General features: G+C 65.1%; 24 protein-coding genes and 1 tRNA gene. 8 read left to right on the forward strand and 17 right to left on the reverse strand.

The window, feature by feature from the left end:
- Positions 1-28: 28 nt before the first annotated feature.
- The 3 genes from NGM28_RS24940 to NGM28_RS24950 all read right to left on the reverse strand — a co-directional run bounded on the left by NGM28_RS24940 (position 29) and on the right by NGM28_RS24950 (position 3,586).
- Entirely contained in the window at positions 29-655 is a 627-nt protein-coding gene (locus NGM28_RS24940; protein ID WP_252091981.1) for a DNA-3-methyladenine glycosylase family protein, read from the reverse strand.
- A gap of 137 nt (positions 656-792) precedes the next feature.
- Positions 793-1,953, reverse strand: a complete 1,161-nt coding sequence (locus NGM28_RS24945; RefSeq protein ID WP_252091982.1) for an MFS transporter — start codon at positions 1,951-1,953, stop codon at positions 793-795.
- A 418-nt stretch (positions 1,954-2,371) separates the two neighbouring features.
- Entirely contained in the window at positions 2,372-3,586 is a 1,215-nt protein-coding gene (locus tag NGM28_RS24950; protein WP_252091984.1) for an MFS transporter, read from the reverse strand.
- Positions 3,587-3,778: 192 nt separating this feature from the next.
- Between NGM28_RS24950 and NGM28_RS24955 the strand changes: the two genes are divergently transcribed.
- Together NGM28_RS24955 and NGM28_RS24960 are read left to right on the forward strand one after the other, a co-directional pair.
- Entirely contained in the window at positions 3,779-4,711 is a 933-nt protein-coding gene (locus NGM28_RS24955) for a FecR family protein (protein ID WP_240066628.1), read from the forward strand.
- A gap of 96 nt (positions 4,712-4,807) precedes the next feature.
- Positions 4,808-4,884 (forward strand) — tRNA-Met (locus NGM28_RS24960).
- Positions 4,885-4,951: 67 nt separating this feature from the next.
- Here the strand turns inward: NGM28_RS24960 and NGM28_RS24965 are convergent.
- Positions 4,952-5,569, reverse strand: a complete 618-nt coding sequence (locus NGM28_RS24965) for a LysE family translocator (protein ID WP_252091986.1) — start codon at positions 5,567-5,569, stop codon at positions 4,952-4,954.
- Between the two features lie 181 nt (positions 5,570-5,750).
- Between NGM28_RS24965 and NGM28_RS24970 the strand changes: the two genes are divergently transcribed.
- On the forward strand, positions 5,751-6,656 hold the full coding sequence (locus tag NGM28_RS24970) for a LysR substrate-binding domain-containing protein (RefSeq protein ID WP_252091988.1): 906 nt from the start codon (positions 5,751-5,753) through the stop codon (positions 6,654-6,656).
- Here the strand turns inward: NGM28_RS24970 and NGM28_RS24975 are convergent.
- Complete coding sequence (locus NGM28_RS24975; protein ID WP_240066631.1) at positions 6,596-7,180, reverse strand: D-Ala-D-Ala carboxypeptidase family metallohydrolase; 585 nt, start codon at positions 7,178-7,180, stop codon at positions 6,596-6,598. The genes NGM28_RS24970 and NGM28_RS24975 overlap by 61 nt on opposite strands.
- A 67-nt stretch (positions 7,181-7,247) precedes the next feature.
- Here NGM28_RS24975 and NGM28_RS24980 point away from each other — a divergent pair, with 67 nt between their 5' ends.
- On the forward strand, positions 7,248-8,411 hold the full coding sequence (locus NGM28_RS24980; protein ID WP_252091990.1) for a hypothetical protein: 1,164 nt from the start codon (positions 7,248-7,250) through the stop codon (positions 8,409-8,411).
- A gap of 102 nt (positions 8,412-8,513) precedes the next feature.
- On the opposite strand, the gene rimI is transcribed toward NGM28_RS24980, so the two are convergent.
- Positions 8,514-8,969, reverse strand: a complete 456-nt coding sequence (gene rimI / locus NGM28_RS24985) for a ribosomal protein S18-alanine N-acetyltransferase (RefSeq protein WP_011532177.1) — start codon at positions 8,967-8,969, stop codon at positions 8,514-8,516.
- Positions 8,966-9,757, reverse strand: a complete 792-nt coding sequence (locus NGM28_RS24990) for an energy transducer TonB (RefSeq protein ID WP_240066633.1) — start codon at positions 9,755-9,757, stop codon at positions 8,966-8,968. Before NGM28_RS24990 ends, rimI begins: the two co-directional genes overlap by 4 nt.
- A gap of 305 nt (positions 9,758-10,062) precedes the next feature.
- Here NGM28_RS24990 and mksB point away from each other — a divergent pair, with 305 nt between their 5' ends.
- Genes mksB through mksF form a run of 3 tightly spaced genes read left to right on the forward strand, consistent with a single transcriptional unit; the run spans position 10,063 to position 14,877 of the window.
- Positions 10,063-11,352, forward strand: coding sequence for an Mks condensin complex protein MksB (gene mksB / locus NGM28_RS24995; protein WP_252091992.1), 1,290 nt, complete (start codon positions 10,063-10,065; stop codon positions 11,350-11,352).
- The gene (mksE, locus tag NGM28_RS25000; protein ID WP_240066635.1) at positions 11,342-12,049 is read left to right on the forward strand and encodes an Mks condensin complex protein MksE; all 708 of its coding nucleotides are present in this window, start codon (positions 11,342-11,344) and stop codon (positions 12,047-12,049) included. Before mksB ends, mksE begins: the two co-directional genes overlap by 11 nt.
- Positions 12,046-14,877 (forward strand): Mks condensin complex protein MksF, encoded by a 2,832-nt coding sequence (gene mksF, locus NGM28_RS25005; RefSeq protein ID WP_240066636.1) that lies wholly within the window; start codon positions 12,046-12,048, stop codon positions 14,875-14,877. The genes mksE and mksF overlap by 4 nt, the downstream gene beginning before the upstream one ends.
- A gap of 126 nt (positions 14,878-15,003) precedes the next feature.
- On the opposite strand, the gene thiO is transcribed toward mksF, so the two are convergent.
- Genes thiO through pilV form a run of 5 tightly spaced genes read right to left on the reverse strand, consistent with a single transcriptional unit; the run spans position 15,004 to position 18,028 of the window.
- Positions 15,004-16,101: a glycine oxidase ThiO gene (gene thiO / locus NGM28_RS25010; RefSeq protein ID WP_240066637.1), complete on the reverse strand. Its 1,098-nt coding sequence runs from the start codon at positions 16,099-16,101 to the stop codon at positions 15,004-15,006.
- Positions 16,102-16,154: 53 nt separating this feature from the next.
- Complete coding sequence (locus tag NGM28_RS25015; RefSeq protein ID WP_252091994.1) at positions 16,155-16,553, reverse strand: type IV pilin protein; 399 nt, start codon at positions 16,551-16,553, stop codon at positions 16,155-16,157.
- A 1-nt stretch (position 16,554) separates the two neighbouring features.
- Entirely contained in the window at positions 16,555-17,025 is a 471-nt protein-coding gene (locus tag NGM28_RS25020) for a hypothetical protein (protein WP_252091996.1), read from the reverse strand.
- The gene (locus tag NGM28_RS25025; protein ID WP_252091998.1) at positions 17,022-17,669 is read right to left on the reverse strand and encodes a PilW family protein; all 648 of its coding nucleotides are present in this window, start codon (positions 17,667-17,669) and stop codon (positions 17,022-17,024) included. The genes NGM28_RS25020 and NGM28_RS25025 overlap by 4 nt, the downstream gene beginning before the upstream one ends.
- The gene (gene pilV / locus NGM28_RS28740; RefSeq protein ID WP_286089088.1) at positions 17,666-18,028 is read right to left on the reverse strand and encodes a type IV pilus modification protein PilV; all 363 of its coding nucleotides are present in this window, start codon (positions 18,026-18,028) and stop codon (positions 17,666-17,668) included. The genes NGM28_RS25025 and pilV overlap by 4 nt, the downstream gene beginning before the upstream one ends.
- 142 nt (positions 18,029-18,170) lie before the next feature.
- Here pilV and NGM28_RS25035 point away from each other — a divergent pair, with 142 nt between their 5' ends.
- Positions 18,171-18,617, forward strand: a complete 447-nt coding sequence (locus tag NGM28_RS25035; RefSeq protein ID WP_502943904.1) for a GspH/FimT family pseudopilin — start codon at positions 18,171-18,173, stop codon at positions 18,615-18,617.
- A 1-nt stretch (position 18,618) separates the two neighbouring features.
- On the opposite strand, the gene ispH is transcribed toward NGM28_RS25035, so the two are convergent.
- Genes ispH through ribF form a run of 5 tightly spaced genes read right to left on the reverse strand, consistent with a single transcriptional unit; the run spans position 18,619 to position 24,297 of the window.
- On the reverse strand, positions 18,619-19,566 hold the full coding sequence (gene ispH, locus NGM28_RS25040) for a 4-hydroxy-3-methylbut-2-enyl diphosphate reductase (protein WP_240066642.1): 948 nt from the start codon (positions 19,564-19,566) through the stop codon (positions 18,619-18,621).
- Positions 19,567-19,580: 14 nt separating this feature from the next.
- Positions 19,581-20,018, reverse strand: coding sequence for an FKBP-type peptidyl-prolyl cis-trans isomerase (locus NGM28_RS25045; RefSeq protein WP_240066643.1), 438 nt, complete (start codon positions 20,016-20,018; stop codon positions 19,581-19,583).
- The gene (lspA, locus tag NGM28_RS25050) at positions 20,011-20,526 is read right to left on the reverse strand and encodes a signal peptidase II (RefSeq protein WP_240066644.1); all 516 of its coding nucleotides are present in this window, start codon (positions 20,524-20,526) and stop codon (positions 20,011-20,013) included. Before lspA ends, NGM28_RS25045 begins: the two co-directional genes overlap by 8 nt.
- Positions 20,519-23,350, reverse strand: coding sequence for an isoleucine--tRNA ligase (ileS, locus tag NGM28_RS25055; RefSeq protein ID WP_252092001.1), 2,832 nt, complete (start codon positions 23,348-23,350; stop codon positions 20,519-20,521). Before ileS ends, lspA begins: the two co-directional genes overlap by 8 nt.
- Complete coding sequence (ribF, locus tag NGM28_RS25060) at positions 23,347-24,297, reverse strand: bifunctional riboflavin kinase/FAD synthetase (RefSeq protein WP_252092002.1); 951 nt, start codon at positions 24,295-24,297, stop codon at positions 23,347-23,349. The genes ileS and ribF overlap by 4 nt, the downstream gene beginning before the upstream one ends.
- Position 24,298: the final 1 nt, after the last annotated feature.

The raw sequence follows: 24,298 nt of genomic DNA on the forward strand, positions 1-24,298 counted from the left end.
CGGCTCCTACAGAGAATGCGCAGGTCAATCAGGCCCGCCACAGGTACCAGGCCGCCACGGTGCGATAAGGACTCCACGCCTGCCCCAATGCGCGCATCCGCGCTGGCGTCGGTGCCTTTTCCAACCCTTTCATCCGGCGATACCCCTCGCGCACGCCAAAGTCATCCACTGGCAGGATGTCCGAACGCTCCAGGCTGTAGATCAGCAGCATCTCCACCGTCCACCGTCCGACCCCACGCAGGCTCACCAGGCGTTCGACCAAATCATCATCGGATAGCAGCAAGGCCTCTGCCCGACTGGGTACAACACCCTCCAGATGCGCTTGGGCGATGCCATGGAGCGTCGCGGTCTTGCTCGCGGAAAACCCGCAGGCCCGCATCATCTCGGGGCTGGCCGCCAGCAACTGTTCCGCCGTCGGGAATGCTGTTTCGGGAAACAGTGCCAGCAAGCGCCCGAGGATCGCCTCCGCTGCCCGTGCATGCAATTGCTGGTAGGCGATCGCCCTCACCAATGTTTCATAGGGCTCTCGACCAGGTGTGGCCTGGTGCAGGCAAGGGCCGGTGACGGCGATATGACGCGCCCAGTCCGGGTCCTGGCCAGCCAGGTGCTCGCTGGCTGCGTCAAAGGCCTGGGGCGAAAGGTCGGCAAGGATCATCGGCATGGCTCGACAACGGTGGAACCTCCATCCTAGTCCAACCGCTCCACGATGAAACGACCCTTCTTGCGCCCAACGCCGAACCTGTAGGAGCCGGCTTTGCCGGCGAATGCGCCAGCACAGTCAACACAAGGCGCTCAGTCCACCACCGCCTGCAACTTGCCCGCCCGCCGATACGCCTGCCGCGCAAAACACACGAACAACCCCGCCATCAGCGCCAACGCCATGGGCAGCCCATGGGGCGCCACATCCATCGCCGCACCGCTGACCAGCGGCCCGACCAGGCTACCCACGCCCCAGAGCAATCCGACACTGGCATTGGCCGTGACCAGGTCCTGCCCCTTGAAGCGTTGCCCGATCAGCACCAGCGCCAAGGTATAGATGCCTCCCGCGACCGCCCCGAGCACCACCAGCAACGGCCACAACAGCCAGGTCATCTGCAACAGCCACGGCAGGGCGATACCGATGCTCATCGCCACCAGCCCGCATACCAGGTGCAGCCCGGTGCGCTCGACCCGGTCGGCGAGCCAACCCAACGGCAGTTGGAAGACCATGTCACCGGCAAACACCACGGTCACCATCAAGGCCGCCACGCCCACGGCAAAACCATGACTGGTGGCATACACCGGCAGCAACGACAGCACCACGGCATCAAAAAACGAGAAGAACAGCACCGCCATGCACAGTGCCGGCGCGACGCGGAAGAAACCGGCCAGGCCGAAGCTCTTCTCGCCTTCATCGCCGTGTTCGACATGGTCGTTGGGCACGGTGAACAGGATGCAAATCAGGGCCAGCCCATAACAGATGGTGACCACGGCGGTCAGCCATGGGCTGTCGGCACCGAGCAGCGCCAGCAACGCCGGGCCGAGGACCTGGAAGCCGGTGAAGCTGGTGGCGTACAGGGCCATGATCTTGCCGCGGTTATGGTCCGGGCACAGCTCGTTGACCCACGACTCGCCAAGGATGATCGCGATGCCCATGCCGATCCCCAGCCCCAGGCGCAGCAGCGCCAGCCACAGCATCGAGTCGAACGCCCACTCGAGCAAGGCGATGCTCAGGGTGCACAGGCTGAAGCTCAGCAGGTAGATGACGCGTCGGGTCAGGTGCTTGCAGCAGGCGTCGACCATGAAGGCCGAGAGCATCATGCCCGCCGCCGGAATCGCCGAAATGATGCCGATTTCCAGCGTCCCCGCCCCCGCCTCGTGCAGGCGCAACGACACCAGCGGCAGGCTCGCCCCGAGGCTGAAACCGACCACCGACACGGCGAACAACAGGCCCGCCAGCAAACGCATGTTCATGTACCACTCCTTGCAAGCCGGCGTGCAGGGGCTCTGGCCCTGGCCGACTGGAAAATCCGCTGAAAGATGTTCGAACGCAGGCGCCCGCAGTCACACCGAAGAGGTGCTGGACGCAGGGGCGCGGATCAGTTCAGGGCAAGGTGTGGCGAGAAAGTGAAAGCGAACAGCACGCTGCGCCGACGCTTGAGCACCGTGTCGCTCGGCCACGCGCGGCGCGCTGTCGGGGCGACAGGCTGGCGGTGTGGATGAGCACTACGGTTCATTGCATCGATTACGCAGGTAAAGAGGAGGCGGCACTCTAGGCCATCGATGAACGGCGCGTCAATCGTGCGCCGACCGGTTCGCCGGCAAGCCGGCTCCTACGGGTTTCAATGATCGACAACACACTGTAGGAGCCGGCTTGCCGGCGAATCGCTGATCAACGCTTGCCGGTAGACGGCAGGAACACCGCCAGCAACCCGAACAACGGCAGGAACGAACACACCCCATACACATATTCGATCCCGCGCAGGTCGGCCAGGTAACCCAGCAACGCCGCGCCGATCCCACCAAAGCCGAACATCAGCCCGAAGAAGATCCCGGCGATCATCCCCACGTTGCCCGGCACCAGTTCCTGGGCATACACCACGATGGCCGAGAACGCCGAGGCCAGGATGAAGCCGATCACCACGCTGAGCACGGTGGTCCAGAACAAGTCGGCGTAAGGCAGTACCAGGGTGAACGGCGCCACCCCGAGGATGGAGAACCAGATCACCGCCTTGCGCCCGATACGGTCACCGATCGGCCCACCGAAGAAGGTGCCGGCCGCCACCGCACCGAGGAACAGGAACAGGTGCAATTGCGAGCTGGCCACCGACAGCTGGAACTTCTCGATCAGGTAGAAGGTGAAGTAGCTGGTGAAGCTGGCCATGTAGAAGTACTTGGAGAACACCAGCAACCCCAGCACCACCAACGCCAGCATCACCCGCTGGCGCGAGATGCCATGGGTGGCCTGCGCCGCCTTGCGCGCCTTGAACTGGTTGAGGTGGTCCTTGTACCAGCGGCGCAGCATCAGGGTGACGGCGAAGAAGAACAACCCGGCCACGCCGAACCAGGCCACATGGGTCTGCCCGAACGGAATGACGATGGCCGCCGCCAGCAGTGGGCCGAACGCGGAACCGGCGTTGCCGCCGACCTGGAAGCTCGATTGGGCCAGGCCGAAACGCCCGCCCGAGGCCAGGCGGGCGATGCGCGAGGTCTCCGGGTGGAAGGTCGACGAACCAATGCCCACCAACGCCGAGGCCAGCAGGATCATCGGGAAGCTACCGACGAAGGCCAGCATCACGATCCCCACCAAGGTGCACAGGGTGCCCAGGGGCAGCAGGTTGGGCGTCGGCCGCTTGTCGGTAAAGAAGCCGACCCACGGCTGCAACAACGAGGCCGTAACCTGGAAGGTCAAGGTGATCAGGCCGATCTGGGCGAAGCTCAGGCCATAGTTGGCCTTGAGCATCGGGTAAATCGCCGGCAGCACCGACTGGATCAGGTCGTTGATCAGGTGCGCCAGGGCGCAGAAACCGATGATGCGCATCACCAGCGGATTCGCCGGGCTTGCCGGGCTGCTCGCGCTGGAACTCTGGGTGTTGCTGATGGCCATGGGCTGGATTTCCGTCCGCAGGTTGGGATCCGATTATCGTGAAACAAATAGATACGAAGCTACCTTTTTATTTCCCCCTGCCATCCATCGAGTGCGTACTTGTAAATAATTCTCAATATAATTAGCATCCTTTGCCTCCTTACCCGTAAACGCTGGGCAAAACTGCCCTGCCCTTGCGAGCAGTCCGATCCCATGACCCCGATGCCCGCCTTGCCCCCCACGCCCGATCCCGAGCAGGAAGCACTGGACTGGTTCTCCCGCCTGCGCCAGCCCGGCTGCGACGAGGCCCTGCGCCAGGCGTTCGGTCAATGGTGCCAGGACCCGCTCAACGCGCGCGCCTATGCGCAACTGGAAGCCTACTGGCAGCAGCTGCAGGCCCCGGCGACGCCACCCCGCCCGCGGGTCGTCGAAGTTCGCCGCAGCCGTGCTGGCCTGTGGCTGGCGGGCTTGTTCCTGGCGCTGCTGAGTGTGCTGGCGGTGCTCTACTGGCCATTGATGCAACGCCTGGCCAGCGAGCTCAGTACTGACGTCGGCGAGCGCCGCAGCGTGCGCCTGGCCGATGGCTCGACCTTGCACCTGGACAGCGCCAGCGCGATGAATGTCGACCTGCGCGGGCGCACCCGCCTGCTGCAGCTGGTGCAGGGCCAGGTCTACCTGGAAGTGATGCTCGATGGCCGAGCCATGGAGGTGCAGGTTGGCGACACCCGGATCCAGGTGTTCGGCACCCGCCTGCAGATCGCCCGCCACGGTAATCACGACGAGCTGGAAGTGCTCAGCGGCAGGGCCACTGTCGTGCAAGGCAGCGACCAGCGCATGGTCAGCGCCGGCGAGCGGGTCACCTTCAGCGAGCAGCGGATCAACCCAGTCGAAAAGATCACCATCAAGTCCGCCGATGCCTGGCGCGACGGTCGGCTGCTGGCCAGCAACATGCCACTTGGGGAAGTGGTGGAGCGCCTGGCCGGCTATCAAGGGATGCGCGTCTGGTGGCAGGACGAACAGGCCGCGTATCGTCGCGTGAGCGGTGAGTTCGACCTGGATCACGCGGGCCAGAGCCTGGACACGCTGGCTGCCGGGCAGCAACTGCGGCTGTATAGCGTGCTGGGCCACTGGCTGATCGTGCGCTGAACCGGGCTTTCCGGCTAAGCGTTTGAAAGGTTGGAAATTTTTTTTGAAATCAGTGTTGACAGGACCGCGTTTCGAGCTAATAATGCGCGCCAAGTTGGCTACATAGCTCAGTTGGTTAGAGCATAGCATTCATAATGCTGGGGTCCGGGGTTCAAGTCCCTGTGTAGCCACCACCTTCTAAAAGGGCTTATCGAAAGATAAGCCCTTTTTCTTTGCCTGCGAAAAAGCAGCCGATCTCGGCTACTTCACCCCCGCCACTGCCACCGCCATTCCCAGGCCGATCAACGCCACACCGATCAACCGGTCCACGATCACCTGCCGTTCAATCATCGCCTTGCGCAACCCTGCACTGGAAAAGAACACCGCCACCAGGCTGAACCAGATCCAGTGGGCGAACGACATGAACGCGCCATAGGCGAAATCCACAGCCAGCGGGCTGCCCGGTTGCACCACCTGGGTATAGGCGCTGACCACGAAAAGCATGGTCTTGGGGTTCAGGGCATTGGTCATGAAACCGGTACGCAACGCGGCAAACATACTGGCCTGACCGCCGGACGCCTGTCCGTCGAGGCAGATGCGCGTGGTATTGGTCAGCGACTTGTAGCCCAGGTAGACCAGGTACCCCGCCCCCACCACCTTCATCGCCAGGAACAGCGCCGGGCTCTGGCTGATGACCACGGCGATGCCGAGCACGGTGTACAGCACATGCACCTGCACGCCCAGGGCGATGCCCATGGCGGCGGCCAGCCCGGCCTTGCGACCTTGGGCGTAACTGCTGCGGGTGACCATGGCGAAGTCGGCACCCGGGCTGATGACAGCCAGCACGGTAAACAGGGCGACGGCGATGAGTTCATTCACGAAAGCGTCCTCGATAGGCGATGAAAATTCACTTAGACCGTGATTATCGAGGCACTTCAAAGCAGTAAAAATCGATTTATAGTAAGGCAAATACGCTAGTTTTCGTCACAGATATGGACTCACGCCACCCTGTAGGAGCCGGCCTTGCCGGCGAAGAGGCCAGATAGGACAACACCCTCCCATGAAACTTCCCCCACTCAACGCCCTGCGCTACTTCGACATCGCCGCCGAAACCGAAAGCTTCGTGCGCGCCGCCGAACACCTGCACGTCACCCACGGCGCCGTCAGCCGCCAGGTGCGCCTGCTCGAGGAAAGTCTCGGCGTGGAACTGTTCGATCGACGCAACCGCGCCCTGTTCCTGACTGGCGCAGGTCGCGAGTTGCAGGCCACTACCCGGGCCATCTTCGATCAGCTCGAACAGACGGTGCAGCGCCTGCATCCACCCACCCACGACAACGTGCTGGTGCTCTCGTGCGAGCCGACCATCGCCATGCGCTGGCTGATCCCCCGCCTGCCGCGCTTCCATGCCGCACACCCCGACCTGCAATTGCACCTGGTGGCAGCCGGCGGGCCGGTGGACTTCGCCCGCGCGGGCGTGGACCTGGCCCTGCGCCGCGATGACTTCCACTGGGACCGCCAGCTGCACAGCCTGAAGATCTGCGATGAATGGATCGGCCCCGTCGCCACGCCGGGTTTCAAGGGCCAGCGCCTGCTCCACAGCGCCACCCGCCTGGACGCCTGGGCGACCTGGCTGCGCCTGAGCGGCCAGGGCCTGAAGCAAGGAGAACGCAGCGACTTCGAACACTTCTACCTGTCGCTCCAGGCCGCCGGCGCCGGCCTGGGGCTGGCCATCGCCTCGGCGCTGATGGTGCGTGACGAGCTGGACAATGCTCAGCTAGAGGCGCCTTTTGGCTTCCTGCGCGACGGCTCCAGCTACCACCTGCTCAGCCCACGGCCGCTGGATGACGGCGGCAAGCGCCAGCGTTTCGCGCAGTGGGTCAGCGGTGAATGCCAGGCCTGCCTGGCTCACCTGGGCTTGACGCAGAACGACGAGCCGGCGCCGCCATCGCCGCCCCACGTGCGGTAACCCGCCGTATCGATGTGAATACGGCCCGACGGGTAGCGCCCCAACCCCATGTTCCAGGCCTCGCCATGCTGCTGCCAGAAACGACAAAGCGGGTTGGGATCGGCCCAGGGTGGCAGCAGCAAATCGACGGCGAAGGCACGCATGTGCGCGCTGCTCGGCGCGCCGCCCGCGCAAGCATTGAGCTGTGGATCACGGTAAGCCGAAACCACCTCGAACTGACGCAGTACACCCTGCTCATCCAGCGTCTTCAGCAGTGACAGCGTCGAGCGCACGGCCGGCCAGTGGCTCGCCGGCGGCACCGCGAACGGTGAAGCCCGGCAGAGGCGCCAGTCCGAGGCCGAGCGCAGCAACTGGTGGATCGGCACCACGCCATACAGCCGCGCATCCACCAGCATGTTGCGAAAGGCGCGATTTTCATGGTCCCCCGCCCATTGGGCGAACATCCACACATCACGCTCATCGGCCTGGACGGCACTCATCCCCAGCCAGCCAATGGCCACTAGCCACAATCTGCTGCTTTTCATCCCCCCTCCTCTTCCTCCACCATGGGCGCGCCCGCCGCCCCTGGCGGCCACTGACAAGGAGTTAAGCATGCACAAGATTGCCCTATCGGGTCTGGCCGCCCTCGCCTTCAGCGGCCTGGCCGCGGCCGACGCGCAGATCGACCTGGGCGACGCCAAGCGCGTCACCCGCCTGTTCGCCTACCCCAACAACTGCAACGTGATCTGCTATCGCGACTGGACACTGGAGCAAACCGTCGAGCACTACCTCACCCAGAGCGTGCGCCGCGATGGTTACGCCAACGCCAAGGTCACCGTGAACCGCGACAACGACAAGCTGCATGCCCAGATCACGGATGTTCCCGCTGGCTATACCGAGCCCCTGCGCAAGCTGCTCGACAGCGGCGAACTGGCCTACCAGGGCGCCACCCAGCTCAACCAGAAAGGCGGCTGGGACTTCAGCTGGTACCTGTTCCTGCCGCTGGGGATGGCCCTGGAGAATCGTCGCAGCGTCGAACTGCTGCACTTCCCGCCGGATTATTCGCTGACCCACTACCAGGACTACCTGAAGTCCAATACCACCGACCGCTGGGCCGAGCTGCTGACCTTCAACGGCGTCGACGCCACCCAGACCCCGGCCTACCAGACCATCGTCGACATCGCCCCGATCGCCGCGCCGGCCAGCGCCGGCAAGGATCTGGAAGGGGTCTACAGCTACTTCAACGACTACCAGGTGCGCATGGTCAAGGAAGTCGCCCTCACCCACGACGGCAAGGGCGCCTTGCCGATGGTTGCCTTCGGTTCCCCCGTGCGCAGCTGGATCCAGCAGCAGTATGGGCCGAAGGTGAATGTGCTGGGGCTGGTCAGCATCAGCCCCGAGGCCGGCAGCGCCAAGGTGCCGGTGCTCGGCGCCAACCACCCGAGCGCCATCTGGTACGCCGCCGACCCGAAAGGCTACGACGGAGACCAAGACAAGGCTGACGCTGCGGGCCTGAAAATGATGGGCCAGGATCTCTCCGTCGCCTGCTGGCAGGCCGGCATGGGCCGCAATCCGCAAGCGGATGCCAAGCTGACGCTGGATGCCTGCACCACCAAGTGGCAGGTGACCCAGAAGAAGCAGACCTGCGAGCTGTTCTATCGCACGATTCGCGAGATGACGCCGGAGCAGGCGGCGGCAAAGTGCAATACCGGGCCGGTGACGCGTAGCCTGCGCGATTTGCGCAAGCCGCTGGAAGTGGAACATCCGGAGATCTGAGGCGCTTGTGCGAGGGGCCGCCGTGCGGCCCATTCGCCGGCAAGCCGGCTCCTACAGGTAAGGTAGGAGCCGGCTTGCCGGCGAATGGGCCCCACCGCGATATCAGTCTTCCAGCAGCGTGCAGGCCATCACCAGCGCATCCTCACGCCCGCCCGCCACCGGGTAGTAGTCCCGGCGCCGCCCAACCTCGTTGAACCCGTAACGCTCGTACAAGCGGTAGGCTGACTGGTTGCTGGCGCGCACCTCGAGGAAACACTCACGCCCATTGAGCTGGTAGGCCCGCGCCATCAGGTGCTCGAGCAGCCGCAGACCCAGCCCGCAGCCCTGGTTCTCGGGCTTGACGGTGATGTTGAGCAGGTGCGCTTCGTCGATGATCACGTTGATCACCCCATGCCCCACCTGCTGCTGGCCATCGAACATCAGCCACACTTCGTACGACTTCAGCGCATCCTGGAAGATGCCCCGGGTCCAGGGATGACTGAACGCGGCATATTCGATCTTAAGCAGGGCATCCAGATCCGCCTCGGTCGCCGGGCGGAAACTGATCGATTCACTCATTCAACGCTCTTCCAGCGCGCCATCAGCTGGCGCATGGCTTTCCAGACGTCCGCCTTGCGCTGCGGCTCGTCCATCAACAGTTCAAGGCCGGGCAAGGCCCAGGCGTCGCCGAGCAGGTCGACCTTGAGTTCTTGGTAATAGGCCTCGGCATCCGCCTGCCCGGCAAAGCGCACGGCCGGCAGGCCGACCAGCCACAGGCAGCTGCACGGTGCTTCCTCCAGGCGCGCGGCGATGAAGCCCTGGACGAAGTCCCGGGCGGCATCGGGGCCCTGGTCCATGTTGCCGCGCACCAGGAACGGCCAGCGCACCGGCTCGCCGATGATCTGCGGCGCATCCGGCAGGCCGGCTGCGCGCAGCATGTCCTTGAGCAGCAGGTAGGACGGGTCGCGGCTCTGGAAGGGCTGGCCGGTGGCCAGCTCCACCAGCAGCAGGCAGCTGCCGGCGCGCAACAGTTGCAGGGCAAAGCGTGGCGGTGGAACAGGGGCTGGACGCGGCGCCGGCGCCGCCTCCTCGGTTTCGACCGGCTTGGCAGCCGGCTTCGGCGCGCTGCCCGGGCGCGGGATCTCGATCTTCGGCCGCTCGGCACGGGCCTGGGGCGCGGCGGGCGCTTCGCTCGAAGCCGGTGCGGGGGCCGCCGGGCGCGTGCCGAACTCGACGTCTTCGACCGGTGCAACCGGCAACAGCAGTTCGGGCCGTGACGGGGCGGCGAACGGCAGTTCGGCGCGCGGCAGCCAGTGCACCACTTGCATGGCGGAAAGGTAGGCGCGACGGCGGGACTCGATGAGCAAGGCGCGGGTATCCGGGAAAAATCAGTCGGCCATTCTAACGCCGTTACCCAGGATGCGCCGCAACAGATTGTCGACCATCGCGGGAGCAACTGTCTTGCAGGGTGTTCGAAAATTACGCCACCTCCTGTAGGAGCGGCCTTGTGCCGCTCCTACAGAGATCGCGTAAAGCGAAGGGGGGAGCGACAGGCCCAGCGAATCCCCTAAAAAGAATCAGGGTTACCCCCATCTACAGACCAAGGGGTGAATTCCTCCCCCCCGGATGCAGTACAATCGCCCCTTTTATTTGGCAACGAGTCGACCCGCCAATGATCGAACCCAAGCGCGTCCTGCGCGCCCTAGCCGAACACTGGGCCCTGATCGAGCCGCTGTGCGAGCGCTTCGACCAGGGTACCCTGAGCCTGGTCGAGCTGCGCCAGCAGCTGGCCCGCCAGCAGGTGGAAAGCACCCCGCAGGACATCACCCAGCTGCTCGACGTATGGATCCGCCTGGACATCCTGGTCCCGGTGGCCAAGAGCCCGAACCGCTTCGAGCTCAACGCGCAGATCCACGACTTCCTCGCCTACCTGCGCCGCGAGCACCGGCTGGGCCTGTGCCTGGAGATCGAGGCGTACCTGCGCCACCTGGAACGCCTGGCCGGGCATATCCAGGATGCCTTCGACAACCGCGACAGCGACGACCTGGCGCGCCAGCTGCGCCTGCTCGACATGCGCGTGCGCGATGTATTGAAGAAGCTCGACAACGACGAGCAGGCGCTGGTGGCCGTGGCCGAACGGGCCAAGACCAGCAACCGCCAGATCCCCCTGCGCCAGCGTTACGCCGAAGTACTGGCGACCTGGGACGAATACGTCGAGCCGATGATCCAGCTGGTCAACGCCGACGGCGCCTTCGAGCAGGGCGTGCGCAAGGTCGAGACCGTGCTGCTGCGCCTGCTGGGCGAGCAGGCGCGCCTGGGCCACCTGGTCGACGACGACATGCTGCTGCGTACCCACGCGCGCATCCTCGAGATGCAGACCAGCGCCCAGCTCACCCTGCGCCACGCCCGCGAACTGCTGCTGCCGCTGCGTGAAGAAGCGCGCCGGCACAACGCCGTGACCCGCGGCGCGGCACTGGCCTTGTCGGTCATCCGCAAGAAGGGCATCGACGCCGTGCCGCAGGCGGCCATGCCGCTGTTCACCCGCCCACAGAGCACCTTCCTCGGCAGTGCCAGCCAGGTCGAGGCCTACGTTTATGCCCTGGCCCGCTTCGAGCCGAAGCCTGCGCGTTTCCCGAAAGCGCACAAGACGCAAAAGGGCCCGCTGCCCCGCGCCCCGCGCACGGTCAAAGAGATGCTCGAGCGTTGCGAAGACGCCCTGCCGCTGCCGGACCTGATGGTCTGGCTGCTGGATCAGGAGCCCGAAGGCGCCACCGACGAGCTGCTGTACTGGTTCTCGCGCCTGTCGCGCGAAAAGCGCTTCAGCCGCGAGCGCCTCGACCGCCAGGAATACCTCACCCGCGAACACCTGGTCAGCCTGCGCTCCTTCGCCCTGACTTCCAGCCGCGACAACAAGCCGGCGACCACGACCGAATCCACCGTGAGCCCCACCCATGCATCTTGATCTCTCCGAACTGTCCCAGCTCGCGCCGATCTTCCGCGAGCTGTTCAAGGGCTTCCACATCAGCCGCCGCGACCCGGAGCTGTACGCCCAGCTGTCGAACTTCCAGGACCAGTACCGCACCCTGTTCAAGGCCCTCGGTTTCGAGCTGGTCTGCGACACCCGTGGTTTCTACTACTTCGTCCCGGAACAGGCCGCCGCGCAGGTCAACAAGACCGCCCAGCGCCTGTCGCTGTTCACCTTCATTCTGGTCGAGCACCTCGCCGACCAGGGCCGCGACCCGATGGCCGTGCTTGACGGCGGCAGTATCGGCCGCGACGAACTGCCGTCGCTGCTGGACAAGTACCGCGACCTGTTCCTGCAGGCCGAAGTGCAGACGGTCGACGAGCTCGAAGAGAAGATCATGCGCCGCATGACCCAGCTGGGCTTCGCCTTCGAAGAAGGCGGCATCTACCGCTTCATGCCACCGATGCACCGCTTCCTCGACGTGTGCCTGGCGGTCCAGCAGGACCGCGACCTGGCCGCCACCCTGCACAGCGACCTGCCGCTGCCGGTGCCCGTGCTGGTGGTGGAAGAGACGCCCGAAGAACTCAACCGCACCGACGACCCGCTCGACCTCACGCCGTTCGATGGCGAGGAGAGCGAAGAGGATGCCCTGGCCCGGGCGATCCGCGAAGAGCAACAGGAGATTGACGCATGAGCCAGGAACGCTACGGCATCCGCCGCTTCGCACTGCTCAACACCGCCGGCTACAGCCTCGGCCTGTTCCCCCTGGAACACCCGCTGTCGGTCTATGGCGCCAACAACCTGGGTAAATCGGCGTCGATCAACGCGCTGCAGTTCCCGATCCTGGCGCGCATGTCCGACATGAGCTTCGGCAAGTACAGCCTGGAACAGTCGCGCCGCTTCTACTTCGCCACCGACACCAGCTACATCCTCTGCGAACTGAACCTGCCCCACGGCCCGCACGTGATCGGCGTGGTCGGACGCGGCCCGGGCGGCGGCTTCGGCCACCAGTTCTTCGCCTACCAGGGCGAGCTGGACCTGGCCCACTACCAGAAAGACGACACCTGCCTGCGCCAGAAGGAGCTGTTCACCAACCTCGAGCGCAACGGCTTGAAGGCCTACGAGCTCAAGCCGGACGAACTGCGCCGGCTGCTGGTCGGCGGCCACACCTCGGTGCCGCTGGACCTCACCCTGATCCCGCTGCGCTCGACCAGCGAACAGAGCCTGAAGACCTTCCGCGCCCTGTTCATCAACCTGCTGCACATGCGCGAAATCACCGCCGCCAAGCTCAAGCAGCTGTTCCTCGACGCCTTCGAGCACAGCCTGCGCTCGGGCAGCGTCGACTACATCGCCGCCTGTGAAGAGGCCTTCCGCGACGTGCGCCGCATGGAAGGCGACTACAACGCCCTGGTGGCCGCCGGCCCCCTGGTCGAGGCCCTGGCCGGCGGCGTGGCCCAGCGCGACATCCTGCGCGGCAAGCTGCACCGTATCTCGCCACTGCTCGACAACCTGCTGGGCACCTGGCAGGACTACGCCATGGCGCGCAAGGAAGAGCTGGTCATCCAGTCCGAGCACTACCGTGGCGAGCAGGACCGCCTGCAGAACGACCAGCGCGGCGGCACCCAGGAGCTGATGCGCCTGGAGCGCGAGATCACCGGCATCCAGCGTTGGCTGGGTGAGCTGTCGGTGCTCAAGCACCGCTTCGCCCTGGTCACCGACGTCAAGGTACTGGAACAGCAACTGCTGGCCGCCAAGGACGCCCATGACGAACTGGCCGGTGCCCTGGCCCAGTCGCGGCAGTTCTCCGCCGAGGACCTCGACGAGCGCGTGCGCGACCTGGAAAAACGCGTCAAGGCCGTCAAGCAGCAGCTCGACCACGCCGACAACAACAGCTACGCCCGCCTGCGCGAAGAGTTCTCGCAGCAAGATGTCGACCGCCTGATGCGCCTGTTCAACGGCGCACTGTTCAGCCTGCCGCTGGGTGACCGCGGCATCGAACTGGACGAAAGCGACGTGTGGGTGAAAACCCTCGAAGGCGTGCTCGACCGTTTCAAGGGCGAGCGTTTCGAAGTGCCGGGCCTGTCCATCGACATCTCGCACATCGACCCGCCCGCGCTGCAGGCCCTGGCCGACCGCGCCGCCCTGCGCGACCAGAAGGAACGCCTGGAGAAGGAGCTCAAGCAGCTCAAGACCCAACAGGCCGTGGCCCTCGACCGCGCCGCCAGCAAGGCGCAGACCGAAGCCCTGTACCAGCAGGTGCTGGATGCGCAGAAAGCGCTGGAAGACTTCCGCCGCACCGAGACCCTGGCCGCCGAAGAGCCGGAAAAGATGGAGCAACTGGGCCAGCTGGAAGCCGCCCAGGACGAGCTCAAGCGCTCCAGCGACGCCTTCACCGAGCGCGTCCAGCAACTGTCGGCCAAGCTGCAACTGGTAGGCCGGCAGATCGCCGACCTGGAAGCCAAGCAGCGCACCCTGGAAGACGCCTTGCGCCGCCGCCAGCTGCTGCCGGCCGACCTGCCGTTCGGCACGCCGTTCATGGAGGCGATCGACGACTCCATGGACAACCTGCTGCCCCTGCTCAACGACTACCAGGACAGCTGGCAGGCCCTGCAGCGCGTGGACAACCAGATCGAGGCGCTGTACGCCCAGGTGCGCCTGAAAGGCGTGGCCAAGTTCGACAGCGAAGACGACATGGAGCGCCGCCTGCAGCTGCTGATCAACGCCTACTCGCACCGCACCGAGGAAGCGCTGACGCTGGCCAAGGCCCGTCGCGCGGCGGTCACCGACATCGCCCGGACCCTGCGCAACATCCGCAGCGACTACGACAGCCTCGAGCACCAACTAGCGCTGTTCAACCGCGAGATCAACAAACGCCAGGTATCGAACCTGGAGAGCTTCCGCGTGGTGCTGGCACCGAACAAGGAAGCGCTCAAGCACATCGACCAGATCATCCACAGCGCCGGCCAGTACGAGGAAGGCGAGACGCTGTCGGTGTTCGACCTGACGCAAAACACCGACCAGGACCACAAGAACGAAGAGGCCAAGGAGTACCTGGCACGGCTGGTGGCAGCCAACCACAACCAGCTGGGCCTGAAGGACCTGTTCGAACTGGCCTTCGAGATCACCAAGATCAACAGCCAGCCGGTGATCCACGCCGACATCGACGGCGCCGCCTCGAACGGCACCACCATGACCATCAAGGCGCTGACCAACATGTACCTGTTGCTGCACCTGATGGACCGCGACCTGGCCGGGCGCATCCGCCTGCCGTACTACCTCGACGAGGCGGCGGACATCGACGAACGCAACCAGGCAGCGTTGCTGGAGACCAGCCAGCAGCTGGGCTTCGTACCGATCCTGGCGAGCGTGAAGCCGCAAGTGTCGGCGCGAGTGGCGATCGACCTGGAAGGTGGCAGCGGGCCGAACGGGATCTACATCGACGAGGCGGACTGGAAATACATCAGCCGTCGCGACGAGGTGAAGGCCATCGTGCGCGAGGATGAGGCCGAGGAACTGGCCTGACGCAATGGGGCCGCTTTGCGGCCCCGGCGATCTTTACATCACCGCTGAAATCCTGGGGCTGCCACGCAGCCCTTTCGCGGCACAAGGCCGCTCCTGCAAGCATGATGCATGGCTTGATGCCCGTGCTCAGCCCAGACGCCCTCCAGGCGCATAGGGCGCCGGATCGATGATCGGCTCACGCCCCAGCAGCAGGTCACTGAACAGCTGGCACGACGCCGGCGCCAGCACCAGGCCATTGCGGTAATGGCCGCAGTTCAACCACAGCCCCTGATGCCCCGGCACCGCACCGATGTACGGAATGCCTTCTGGCGACCCCGGACGCAAACCCGCCCAGTGCCCGACAACCTCGGCATCAGCCAATGCCGGCAACAGCTCGATGGCCGACGCCTTCAGGCTCTCCAGCGCATCCTCGGTCGGGGTCTTGTCGTAACCGGCGTGCTCCAGGGTGCTACCCACCAGGATGTGCCCATCACGGCGCGGGATCGCGTAGCGCCCCTTGGCCAGGACCATGCTGGGGAGGAAGTCCTCGGCGCACTTGAACAGGATCATCTGGCCCTTCACCGGCTCCACCGGCAGTTCCAACCCCAGTGTCTTCAGCAGATCGCCGCTCCAGGCACCGGCACTGAGCACCACCTCATCGGCAGCCAGCACGCCATCCCCCGTACGCACTCCCGTGACACGCCCGCCATCCAGCTCGAAACCGGTGATCTGGCAGTGCTCGCGCAGGGTGACGTTGGGTAGCGCCTGCAGCGCGGCCTTGAGCGACTTTACCAAGCGCGGGTTGCGCACGTTGGCTACGCCAGCCATGTAGATCGCGTGCCGGTAACCCGCACCTAAGACCGGAACCGCGTCATAGGCCGCCGAAATGTCCACGGTACTCAGCGGCCGCTGTTCCCGCGCCGCCCAGGCCAGTGCCTCGGCTTCATCGTCCAGGTCCAGCCAGTAGAGCCCGGTGGTGTGCACCTCGGGATCGACTCCGGTGCTGGCGAACAGGCGCTCGCCCAACTGTGGATAAAAGTCCTGTGACCAATGCGCCAGCGCGGTCACCGCCGGGCTGTAGCGCCACGGATACAGGGGCGAGACGATACCACCACCGGCCCAGGACGACTCCCGCCCCACCTCGCCCTGGTCGCACACCACCACCCGGTCGACCTCGGCGGCCAGGTTGAACGCCGTCAGCAGGCCAATGACTCCGCCGCCGACAATCACTACTTGCTTGCTCATCGTTCGATCCAACACCTGAAGTAATTCCACGGTGCACGGGCACCTTCTGATCTTCAGCTTCCCCAGCAGGCCACGGCGTCTTCACCGCCACCTGGATTGCCGCGCACGCCCGTGTGCTCGAGCTGGAAGTCGCCGCAGCGGTCCTGTGCCATCAGGGCATTCGGCAGGCGAATGGCGAGTAACACGAACGCTTCGCTGTCGCGCCGGGCCCGCAGACGGTAATAGCGATTGCCGGCCGGCAGCGGCGTGGTCAACTGCTCATTGTCCGCGTACTCACCGACGCGTGCACGGTGCTGTTCCAGGCGCAAGGCCGCGTCCTGCAGCAGGCCGACCACCTCGATGCGCGCGGCGCGCCGGAGCTGGTCGCTGTAACTGGGGTAGGCAATGGCTGCCAGCATGCCGGTCAGCGCCACGACAATCAATAATTCGATCAGACCAAGGCCGCGCTGCACCTCAATGCTCCGCGAGGCGTTGGCGCCAGCTGACCCGCCCGGAGAGCAACGGGCCGTCCAGGGCATATACGGCCTCCAGGAACTGCCGGCCCTGCGATTGTCGGCTGAGGGCCGTCACCCGGAACAAGGTGACTTGCCCTTCCACAGGCCCTCCAATCGCACGCGCACTCGTCCCGAGGTTCTGCAACAGCACGAACCCGCTCGCTGTAGGCAACCAAGGCAGGCCAGGTTCACGCTCGGGAAAATCCGGTGGAAGACAGGCTTGGCACAAGGAAGGAGGCGCATCGAGCAACAGCAAGGCTCCCTCGAGCAGGCTCGCCTCAGCCTGCTCGAAGGCCCGCGCCGTGCTCCGCTGTTCGCCCGCCAGGCGCTGCTGCAACAGCGCCTCCTGCAACGCCATGGCACTGAGCAGCCCTAGCAGCAGGCTCAAGGTCAGTGCCGTCAGCAGGACCACGCCCCGCTGCCCGCTCATGCGCCGCTCCACGGATTGCGCACGGCCACACTCATTTCATGACGCCGTTCCAGCCTGTGCCGCCTGTCGTGCAGGATCAGCCGGATATCCACACGCCGCCCCTCCTCGGTTTCGACTTCACTCACCTCGAACGCCCGCACGTTGTCGATCAGGCTGACATGCTGGGCGTTGGTGGTGAGCATCAAGCTGCCATTGCGCAGGCGATAACCCACCCGGCGGATGGGTATCGCAAGGACCTGCGGGCTTGCGGAATGGGGCCCGACCTCGACTCTGGCCCAAGTGCGGCAGTCGGTCAGCACGGTCCAGTCCGCCACCCCGAGCAGACCAGGCAGCTCGGCCCCCACCAGTGTCAGGCTGTCGCCAGTGCTATCGATTGGCCTGGCAAAAGCCTGGGCGGCAAGCGGGTCGACAAAGTCCTCGGGTTCCAGACGCAAACAGCCGAACATACCCGCCATGCGGATATCCTCCGACAGGCGCTGCAGGACAAGCCGGGCATCATCCTGCAGACGCGCCTTCACGCCTTGCAACTGCCAAGCCTGGTGGGCAGATCCGAACAGCTGACCTGCCGCCGCCAACAACAGCAGCCCCAATGCAAGCGCCAGCAAGACCTCGATCAGGCCAAGCCCGTGCTGGAGCCCTTTCACGGCAACACCTTGCCCTGCAGGCTCAGCGAGGGACGCTGTGCGTTTCCTGGTGCTGACCAGGCAAGCTCCATCGACAGTACGCCCGAAGCCCAACTCACCCGCCCTTCGGCCGAGAGCCCCAACATCTCCACCACCTGGGCCCGCCAGGCTGCTTCTTCACCCGCCGTCAGCGTACCGACAGACCTCGCCCGCTCCAGCATGTTCTGGGCAAGCTGCACGGCCTGGCCATCGAGCTGCGCGCTATCGCTTACCTGCAAGCTGCGCAGTTGCAACGCGGCTGACGCAAATACCCCCAGCGCCAGCACGGCTATCGCAAGCAACACCTCCAGCAGCGTCATCCCCGCTTCCCTCACTTGCATTCCCTGCCCTCCCAGGAGCTTTCCTCGCCATTTGCCTGAACCGGCTGACTGGCGCCCTCGGCCATGCAGCCGGAAGCTTCAGCGAAGCAGGTCCAGGGAGGAATGCACGGTGAGGCAACAGGGAGTAACACTGATACAAATGATGTGCGCACTGGCGGTGGCAGGCCTTCTGACGCACCTTGGCACGACGGCCTACACAACTATCAGCGAAACCCTTCATCAGGCGGCCACGGCCCGGGAACTGGCACAAGCGCTACGTGCTGCTCGCAACCACGCCATGCTGCGACAACAGGCAGTACGGGTGAGGCCGCGGGAGGGTGACTGGAGCAAGGGCTGGCGTGTGACGTTGGAGCGCAACGACGAGCTATTGCGTGAGTACCAACTGGTACGGCCGCTGAGAATAACCGCGAGTTCAGCCAGGGAAGTGAGGTTCAGCAGACGCGGCGCACCGCTGGGGGAAGGATTCGGTGGCACCACGCTGGACATCTGCCAACGCACCACCCTGCTCAGCCGCCACCAGGTAGTGCTGAGCCCCAGTGGCCGGGTCAGCCTGCGCAGCGACGAGGGCCGCCGCTGCGCAGGGCCCTGAGTCAGATCAGCGAGCGGACCCGCAGTTCCTTGGGCATGGAGAAGGTGATGTTCTCCTCGCGCCCGTCCAGCTCTTCGGCGCCGGTGGCGCCCCAAGCCTTGAGCTGGTCGATCACACCCCGCACCAGCACCTCGGGGGCGGAGGCCCCGGCGGTGATGCCGATGCGCTGGACGCCGTCGAACCAGCTGCGTTGCAGGTCTTCGGCACCGTCGATCAGGTAGGCCGGGGTGCTCATGCGCTCGGCCAGCTCGCGCAGGCGGTTGGAGTTGGAGCTGTTGGGGCTGCCGACCACCAGCACCACGTCACACTCGTCGGCCAGTTGCTTGACAGCATCCTGACGGTTTTGCGTGGCGTAGCAGATGTCGTCCTTGCGCGGGCCGCCGATGTTCGGGAAGCGTTCGCGCAGGGCGTCGATCACCCGGCTGGTGTCATCCATCGACAGGGTGGTCTGGGTGACGAAGGCCAGGTGGTCCGGGTTGCGTACCTGCAGGGCGGCGACGTCCTTCTCGTCCTCGACGAGGTAGATGCTGCCGCCGTTGCTGGCGTCGTACTGGCCCATGGTGCCCTCGACCTCCGGGTGCCCGGCGTGGCCGATGAGGATGCACTCACGGCCATCACGGCTGTACTTGGCGACCTCGATGTGCACCTTGGTCACCAGCGGACAGGTGGCGTCGAACACCTTCAGGCCGCGGCCGGCGGCTTCCTGGCGCACGGCTTGCGAAACGCCATGGGCACTGAAGATGACGATGACGTCGTCCGGCACCTGGTCCAGCTCTTCGACGAACACCGCGCCACGGTTGCGCAGGTCTTCGACGACGAACTTGTTGTGCACCACTTCGTGGCGCACGTAGATCGGCGGGCCGAAGACTTCAAGGGCGCGGTTGACGATCTCGATCGCCCGGTCGACCCCCGCGCAGAAGCCGCGCGGGTTGGCGAGTTTGATTTGCATGCTCGGCTCCCGGCTCACAAGGCCTTCACGTCGAGGATCTGCACCTCGAAGTTCAGGGTCTTGCCGGCCAGTGGATGGTTGAAGTCGATGGTCACCTGGTTGTCGTCGAACACCTTCACCACGCCTGGCAGCTCGGTGTTGGCGGCGTCGTTGAAGATCACCAGCAGCCCTTCGGACAGCTCCATGCCTTCGAACTGCGAGCGTGGCATCACCTGCACGTTCTGCGGGTTGTGCTGGCCAAAGGCGTTCTCCGGAGCGATGGTCAGCTTGCGCTGGTCACCGGCCTTGAAGCCGAACAGGGCGCTCTCGAAGCCTGGCAGCAGGTTGCCGTCGCCGACCTTGAACGTGGCCGGGGCCTTGCCGAAGGTGCTGTCGACGGTGTCGCCGTTTTCCAGGTGCAACGCGAAGTGCAGGGTCACTTCGGTGTTCTGGCCGATACGGGTCTCAGTCATGGACGGCTTCCTCGGACTTCTTGCTCTTGAACATGTCCAGCGCCAGCATCACCGCACCCACGGTAATGGCGCTGTCGGCCAGGTTGAAGGCCGGGAAGTAGTGACGGTTCTGCCAGTGCACCAGGATGAAGTCGACCACGTGGCCCAGCACGACGCGGTCGTACAGGTTGCCCAGCGCGCCACCCAGCACCAATGCCAGCGCCACGGCCAGCCAGGTTTCGTTGCGCCCCAGGCGCTTGAGCCAGACCACCAGCACGGCGCTGACCACAATGGCGATCACCGCGAACAGCCAGCGCTGCCAGCCAGAGCTGTCAGCCAGGAAGCTGAACGCCGCACCGGTGTTGTAGGCCAGGGTCCAGCTGAAGTAGTCGGGGATGACCACGATCTGCTGGTACAGGCTCAGCGCACCCTCGAAGTAGACCTTGGTGGCCTGGTCGAGGACCAGGACCACCAGGCTCAGCCAGAGCCAGGCAAGGCGCCCGAAGCGCCCCGCGGAAGCGTTAGGCATAGTGGCGCACCTCACCGGAACCGCTCAGGTTGTCCGCGCAACGGGCACAGATTTCCGGGTGCTCCGGGTGGCTGCCGACGTCGGCGCGGAAGTGCCAGCAACGGCCGCACTTGGCGTGGCCGGACTTGACGACCTTCAGCTTGAGGCCTTCGACTTCGGTTGTCACGGCATCGGCCGGTGCCTGGACGAACGGCACGACGCTGGCAGCCGAGGTGATCAGCACGAAGCGCAGCTCGTCGCCCAGCTTGTCCAGGTCGGCGGTCAGGCCTTCCTCGGCGAACAGGGTGACTTCGGCCTGCAGGTTGCCGCCGATGACCTTGGCGGTACGCTGGTTCTCCAGCTCCTTGTTGACCGCCGCCTTGACCGCCATCACGCGGTCCCAATAGGCGCGGTCCAGTTCAGCGTCAGCTGGCAGTTCGCTCAGGCCTTCGTACCAGGTGTTGAGCATCACCGACTCGTTGCGCTCGCCCGGCAGGTACTGCCAGATCTCGTCGGCGGTGAACGCCAGGATCGGCGCGATCCAGCGCACCAGGGCCTCGCTGATGTGGTACAGCGCGGTCTGGCAGGAACGGCGGGCGACACTGTTGGCGCCGGTGGTGTACTGGCGGTCCTTGATGATGTCGAGGTAGAAGCCACCCAGCTCCTGCACGCAGAAGTTGTGGATCTTCGAATAGACGTTCCAGAAACGGTACTCGCTGTAGTGCTCTTCCAGCTCGCGCTGCAGCAGCAGGGTGCGGTCGACCGCCCAGCGGTCCAGGGCCAGCATGTCTTCGGCTGGCAGCAGGTCGCGGGCCGGGTCGAAGCCGGACAGGTTGGAGAGCAGGAAGCGCGCGGTGTTGCGGATGCGGCGGTAGGCGTCGGCGCTGCGCTGCAGGATCTGCTCGGAAACGGCCATTTCACCGGAGTAGTCGGTGGCCGAAACCCACAGGCGCAGGATGTCGGCACCCAGGGTGTCGTTGACCTTCTGCGGCTCGATGGTGTTGCCCAGCGACTTGGACATCTTGCGGCCGTTCTCGTCCACGGTGAAGCCGTGGGTCAACAGCTCGCGGTACGGCGCGTGGCCGTCGATGGCGCAACCGGTCAGCAAGGATGAGTGGAACCAGCCGCGGTGCTGGTCGGAGCCTTCCAGGTACAGGTCGGCGCGCGGGCCAGTGGCGTGCCCGATGTCGTGGGAGCCGCGCAGTACATGCCAGTGAGTGGTGCCGGAGTCGAACCACACGTCCAGCGTGTCGGTGATCTTGTCGTACTGGCCGGCTTCGTCACCGAGCAGTTCCTGGGCGTCCAGCTTGAACCAGGCCTCGATGCCTTCCTGCTCGACGCGCTTGGCGACTTCCTCCATCAGCTCGACGGTGCGCGGGTGCAGCTCGCCGGTCTGCTTGTCGAGGAAGAACGGGATCGGCACGCCCCAGTTGCGCTGACGCGAGATGCACCAGTCCGGGCGGTTGGCGATCATCGAGTGCAGGCGCGCCTGGCCCCAGGCCGGGACGAACTTGGTCTCTTCGATGGCTTTGAGCGCACGCTCGCGCAGCGGCTCGCCAGTGGAAGGCTGCTTGTCCATGCCGACGAACCACTGCGCGGTGGCGCGGTAGATCAGCGGGGTCTTGTGGCGCCAGCAGTGCATGTAGCTGTGGCTGATGGTTTCGGTGTGCATCAGCGCGCCGACTTCGCTGAGCTTTTCAACGATGGCCGGGTTGGCCTTCCAGATGAACTGGCCGCCGAAGAATGGCAGCGACTCGACGTACACGCCGTTGCTCTGCACCGGGGTGAGGATGTCGTCGTTGACCATGCCATAGCGCTTGCAGGTGACAAAGTCGTCTTCACCGTAGGCCGGCGAGGAGTGAACCACCCCAGTGCCGGCACCCAGTTCGACGTACTCGGCCAGGTAGATCGGCGACAGGCGGTCGTAGAACGGGTGACGGAAGTTGATCAGTTCCAGCGCCGAACCTTGGGCGGTGGCGATGACCGAGCCTTCCAGGTTGTAACGCTTGAGGCACGATTCGACCAGCTCTTCAGCCAGCACCAACAGGCGCTCGCCGGTGTCGACCAAGGCGTATTTGAAGTCCGGGTGGATGTTCAGCGCCTGGTTGGCCGGGATGGTCCACGGAGTGGTGGTCCAGATCACGATGGCGGCCGGCTTGCCCAGCGCGGCCAGGCCGAAAGCGGCGGCCAGCTTGGCTTCGTCGGCGACCGGGAAGGCGACGTCGATGGTCTGGGATTTCTTGTCGGCGTACTCGACTTCGGCTTCAGCCAGGGCCGAGCCGCAATCGAAGCACCAGTTCACCGGCTTCAGGCCCTTGAACACGAAGCCCTGCTTGACCATTTCGGCCAAGGCGCGGATTTCGCCGGCCTCGTTGGCGAAGTTCATGGTCTTGTACGGGTTGTCCCAGTCACCCAGCACGCCCAGGCGGATGAACTCGGTCTTCTGCCCCTCGATCTGTTCGGCGGCGTACTCGCGGCACAGCTCGCGGGTGCGGTCGGCGGTGAGGTGCTTGCCGTGGGTGACCTCGACCTTGTGCTCGATCGGCAGGCCGTGGCAGTCCCAGCCCGGTACGTACGGCGCGTCGAAGCCGGACAGGGTCTTGGAGCGGACGATCATGTCCTTGAGAATCTTGTTCAGCGCATGACCGATGTGGATCTTGCCGTTGGCATAAGGCGGGCCGTCGTGCAGGACGAACTTCGGACGATCCTTGCCAATCTCGCGCAGCTTCCGGTACAGGCCAATGCTGTCCCAGCGCTGCAGGATCTGCGGTTCGCGCTGAGGCAGGCCGGCCTTCATGGGGAAGGCGGTGTCCGGAAGGTTAAGCGTGGCTTTGTAGTCGGTCATTTCAGGCTCTTCGTTAGCGGTTGAGCGTGCCAGTGGGCACGTGCGGCGGCGATGTCCGCGTCGATCGCCGACTTCAGCGCCTCCAGGGAGGCGAAACGCTGCTCTTCACGCAGCTTGTGGTGGAATTCCACCGTCAGGCGCCGGCCATACAGGTCGCCGGCGTAATCCAGGAGATGAATCTCCAGGTGCGGGCGCCCATCACCGCTGACGGTGGGACGCACGCCGATGTTGCCGACACCCGGCCAGGCCTTGCCGTCGATCTCGATGCTGGCCAGGTAGACCCCGGACAGCGGCACGCGACGGCGCTTGAGCTGGATGTTGGCTGTAGGTGTTCCAAGCTGGCGGGCCAGCTTCTGGCCGTGCAGTACACGGCCGGTGATGCGATAGGGGCGGCCCAGCAGGTGTTCGGCCAGTTCGAAGTCGCCATCGGCCAGGGCCTTGCGCACTTCGGTGCTGCTGACCCGCAGGCCGTCCTGGATCACGGTGTTGGCGGCTTCGACGGTGAAACCGTGCTGCTTGCCGGACTCGGTCAGGAAGCCGAAGTCGCCAGCGCGGTCGCAACCGAAACGGAAATCGTCCCCCACCTCGAGATGGCGCACGCCCAGGCCGTCGACCAGGATCTGCTCGACGAATTCACAGGCGCTGAGCTTGCTCAGGCGCTGGTTGAAGGCCAGGCACAGCACCCGGTCGATGCCTTCGGCGGCCAGCAGCTCGACCTTGTCGCGCAGGCGCGCCAGGCGGGCCGGTGCGGTGTCGGGGGCGAAATACTCGCGCGGCTGGGGTTCGAAGATCACCACGCAGGTGGGCAGGCCCAGCGCCTGGCCGCGTTCGCGCAGGCGCGCGAGGATCGCCTGGTGACCCCGGTGGACCCCGTCGAAGTTGCCAATGGTGGCGACACAGCCCCGGTGCTCGGGGCGCAGGTTGTGAAGACCTCGAACCAGCTGCATA

Source organism: Pseudomonas sp. MWU13-3659 (assembly GCF_023757525.1).
Taxonomy (GTDB): domain Bacteria; phylum Pseudomonadota; class Gammaproteobacteria; order Pseudomonadales; family Pseudomonadaceae; genus Aquipseudomonas; species Aquipseudomonas entomophila_E.

Bases quoted from the DNA above. Each gene is read 5' to 3' on its own strand.
- NGM28_RS24940 (WP_252091981.1), bottom strand. From the start codon at position 655: ATGATCCTTGCCGACCTTTCGCCCCAGGCCTTTGACGCAGCCAGCGAG.
- NGM28_RS24945 (WP_252091982.1), bottom strand. From the start codon at position 1,953: ATGAACATGCGTTTGCTGGCGGGCCTGTTGTTCGCCGTGTCGGTGGTC.
- NGM28_RS24950 (WP_252091984.1), bottom strand. From the start codon at position 3,586: ATGGCCATCAGCAACACCCAGAGTTCCAGCGCGAGCAGCCCGGCAAGC.
- NGM28_RS24955 (WP_240066628.1), top strand. From the start codon at position 3,779: ATGACCCCGATGCCCGCCTTGCCCCCCACGCCCGATCCCGAGCAGGAA.
- NGM28_RS24970 (WP_252091988.1), top strand. From the start codon at position 5,751: ATGAAACTTCCCCCACTCAACGCCCTGCGCTACTTCGACATCGCCGCC.
- NGM28_RS24975 (WP_240066631.1), bottom strand. From the start codon at position 7,180: ATGAAAAGCAGCAGATTGTGGCTAGTGGCCATTGGCTGGCTGGGGATG.
- NGM28_RS24980 (WP_252091990.1), top strand. From the start codon at position 7,248: ATGCACAAGATTGCCCTATCGGGTCTGGCCGCCCTCGCCTTCAGCGGC.
- rimI (WP_011532177.1), bottom strand. From the start codon at position 8,969: ATGAGTGAATCGATCAGTTTCCGCCCGGCGACCGAGGCGGATCTGGAT.
- mksB (WP_252091992.1), top strand. From the start codon at position 10,063: ATGATCGAACCCAAGCGCGTCCTGCGCGCCCTAGCCGAACACTGGGCC.
- mksE (WP_240066635.1), top strand. From the start codon at position 11,342: ATGCATCTTGATCTCTCCGAACTGTCCCAGCTCGCGCCGATCTTCCGC.
- mksF (WP_240066636.1), top strand. From the start codon at position 12,046: ATGAGCCAGGAACGCTACGGCATCCGCCGCTTCGCACTGCTCAACACC.
- thiO (WP_240066637.1), bottom strand. From the start codon at position 16,101: ATGAGCAAGCAAGTAGTGATTGTCGGCGGCGGAGTCATTGGCCTGCTG.
- NGM28_RS25020 (WP_252091996.1), bottom strand. From the start codon at position 17,025: ATGAGCGGGCAGCGGGGCGTGGTCCTGCTGACGGCACTGACCTTGAGC.
- pilV (WP_286089088.1), bottom strand. From the start codon at position 18,028: ATGCAAGTGAGGGAAGCGGGGATGACGCTGCTGGAGGTGTTGCTTGCG.
- NGM28_RS25035 (WP_502943904.1), top strand. From the start codon at position 18,171: ATGTGCGCACTGGCGGTGGCAGGCCTTCTGACGCACCTTGGCACGACG.
- ispH (WP_240066642.1), bottom strand. From the start codon at position 19,566: ATGCAAATCAAACTCGCCAACCCGCGCGGCTTCTGCGCGGGGGTCGAC.
- NGM28_RS25045 (WP_240066643.1), bottom strand. From the start codon at position 20,018: ATGACTGAGACCCGTATCGGCCAGAACACCGAAGTGACCCTGCACTTC.
- lspA (WP_240066644.1), bottom strand. From the start codon at position 20,526: ATGCCTAACGCTTCCGCGGGGCGCTTCGGGCGCCTTGCCTGGCTCTGG.
- ileS (WP_252092001.1), bottom strand. From the start codon at position 23,350: ATGACCGACTACAAAGCCACGCTTAACCTTCCGGACACCGCCTTCCCC.
- ribF (WP_252092002.1), bottom strand. From the start codon at position 24,297: ATGCAGCTGGTTCGAGGTCTTCACAACCTGCGCCCCGAGCACCGGGGC.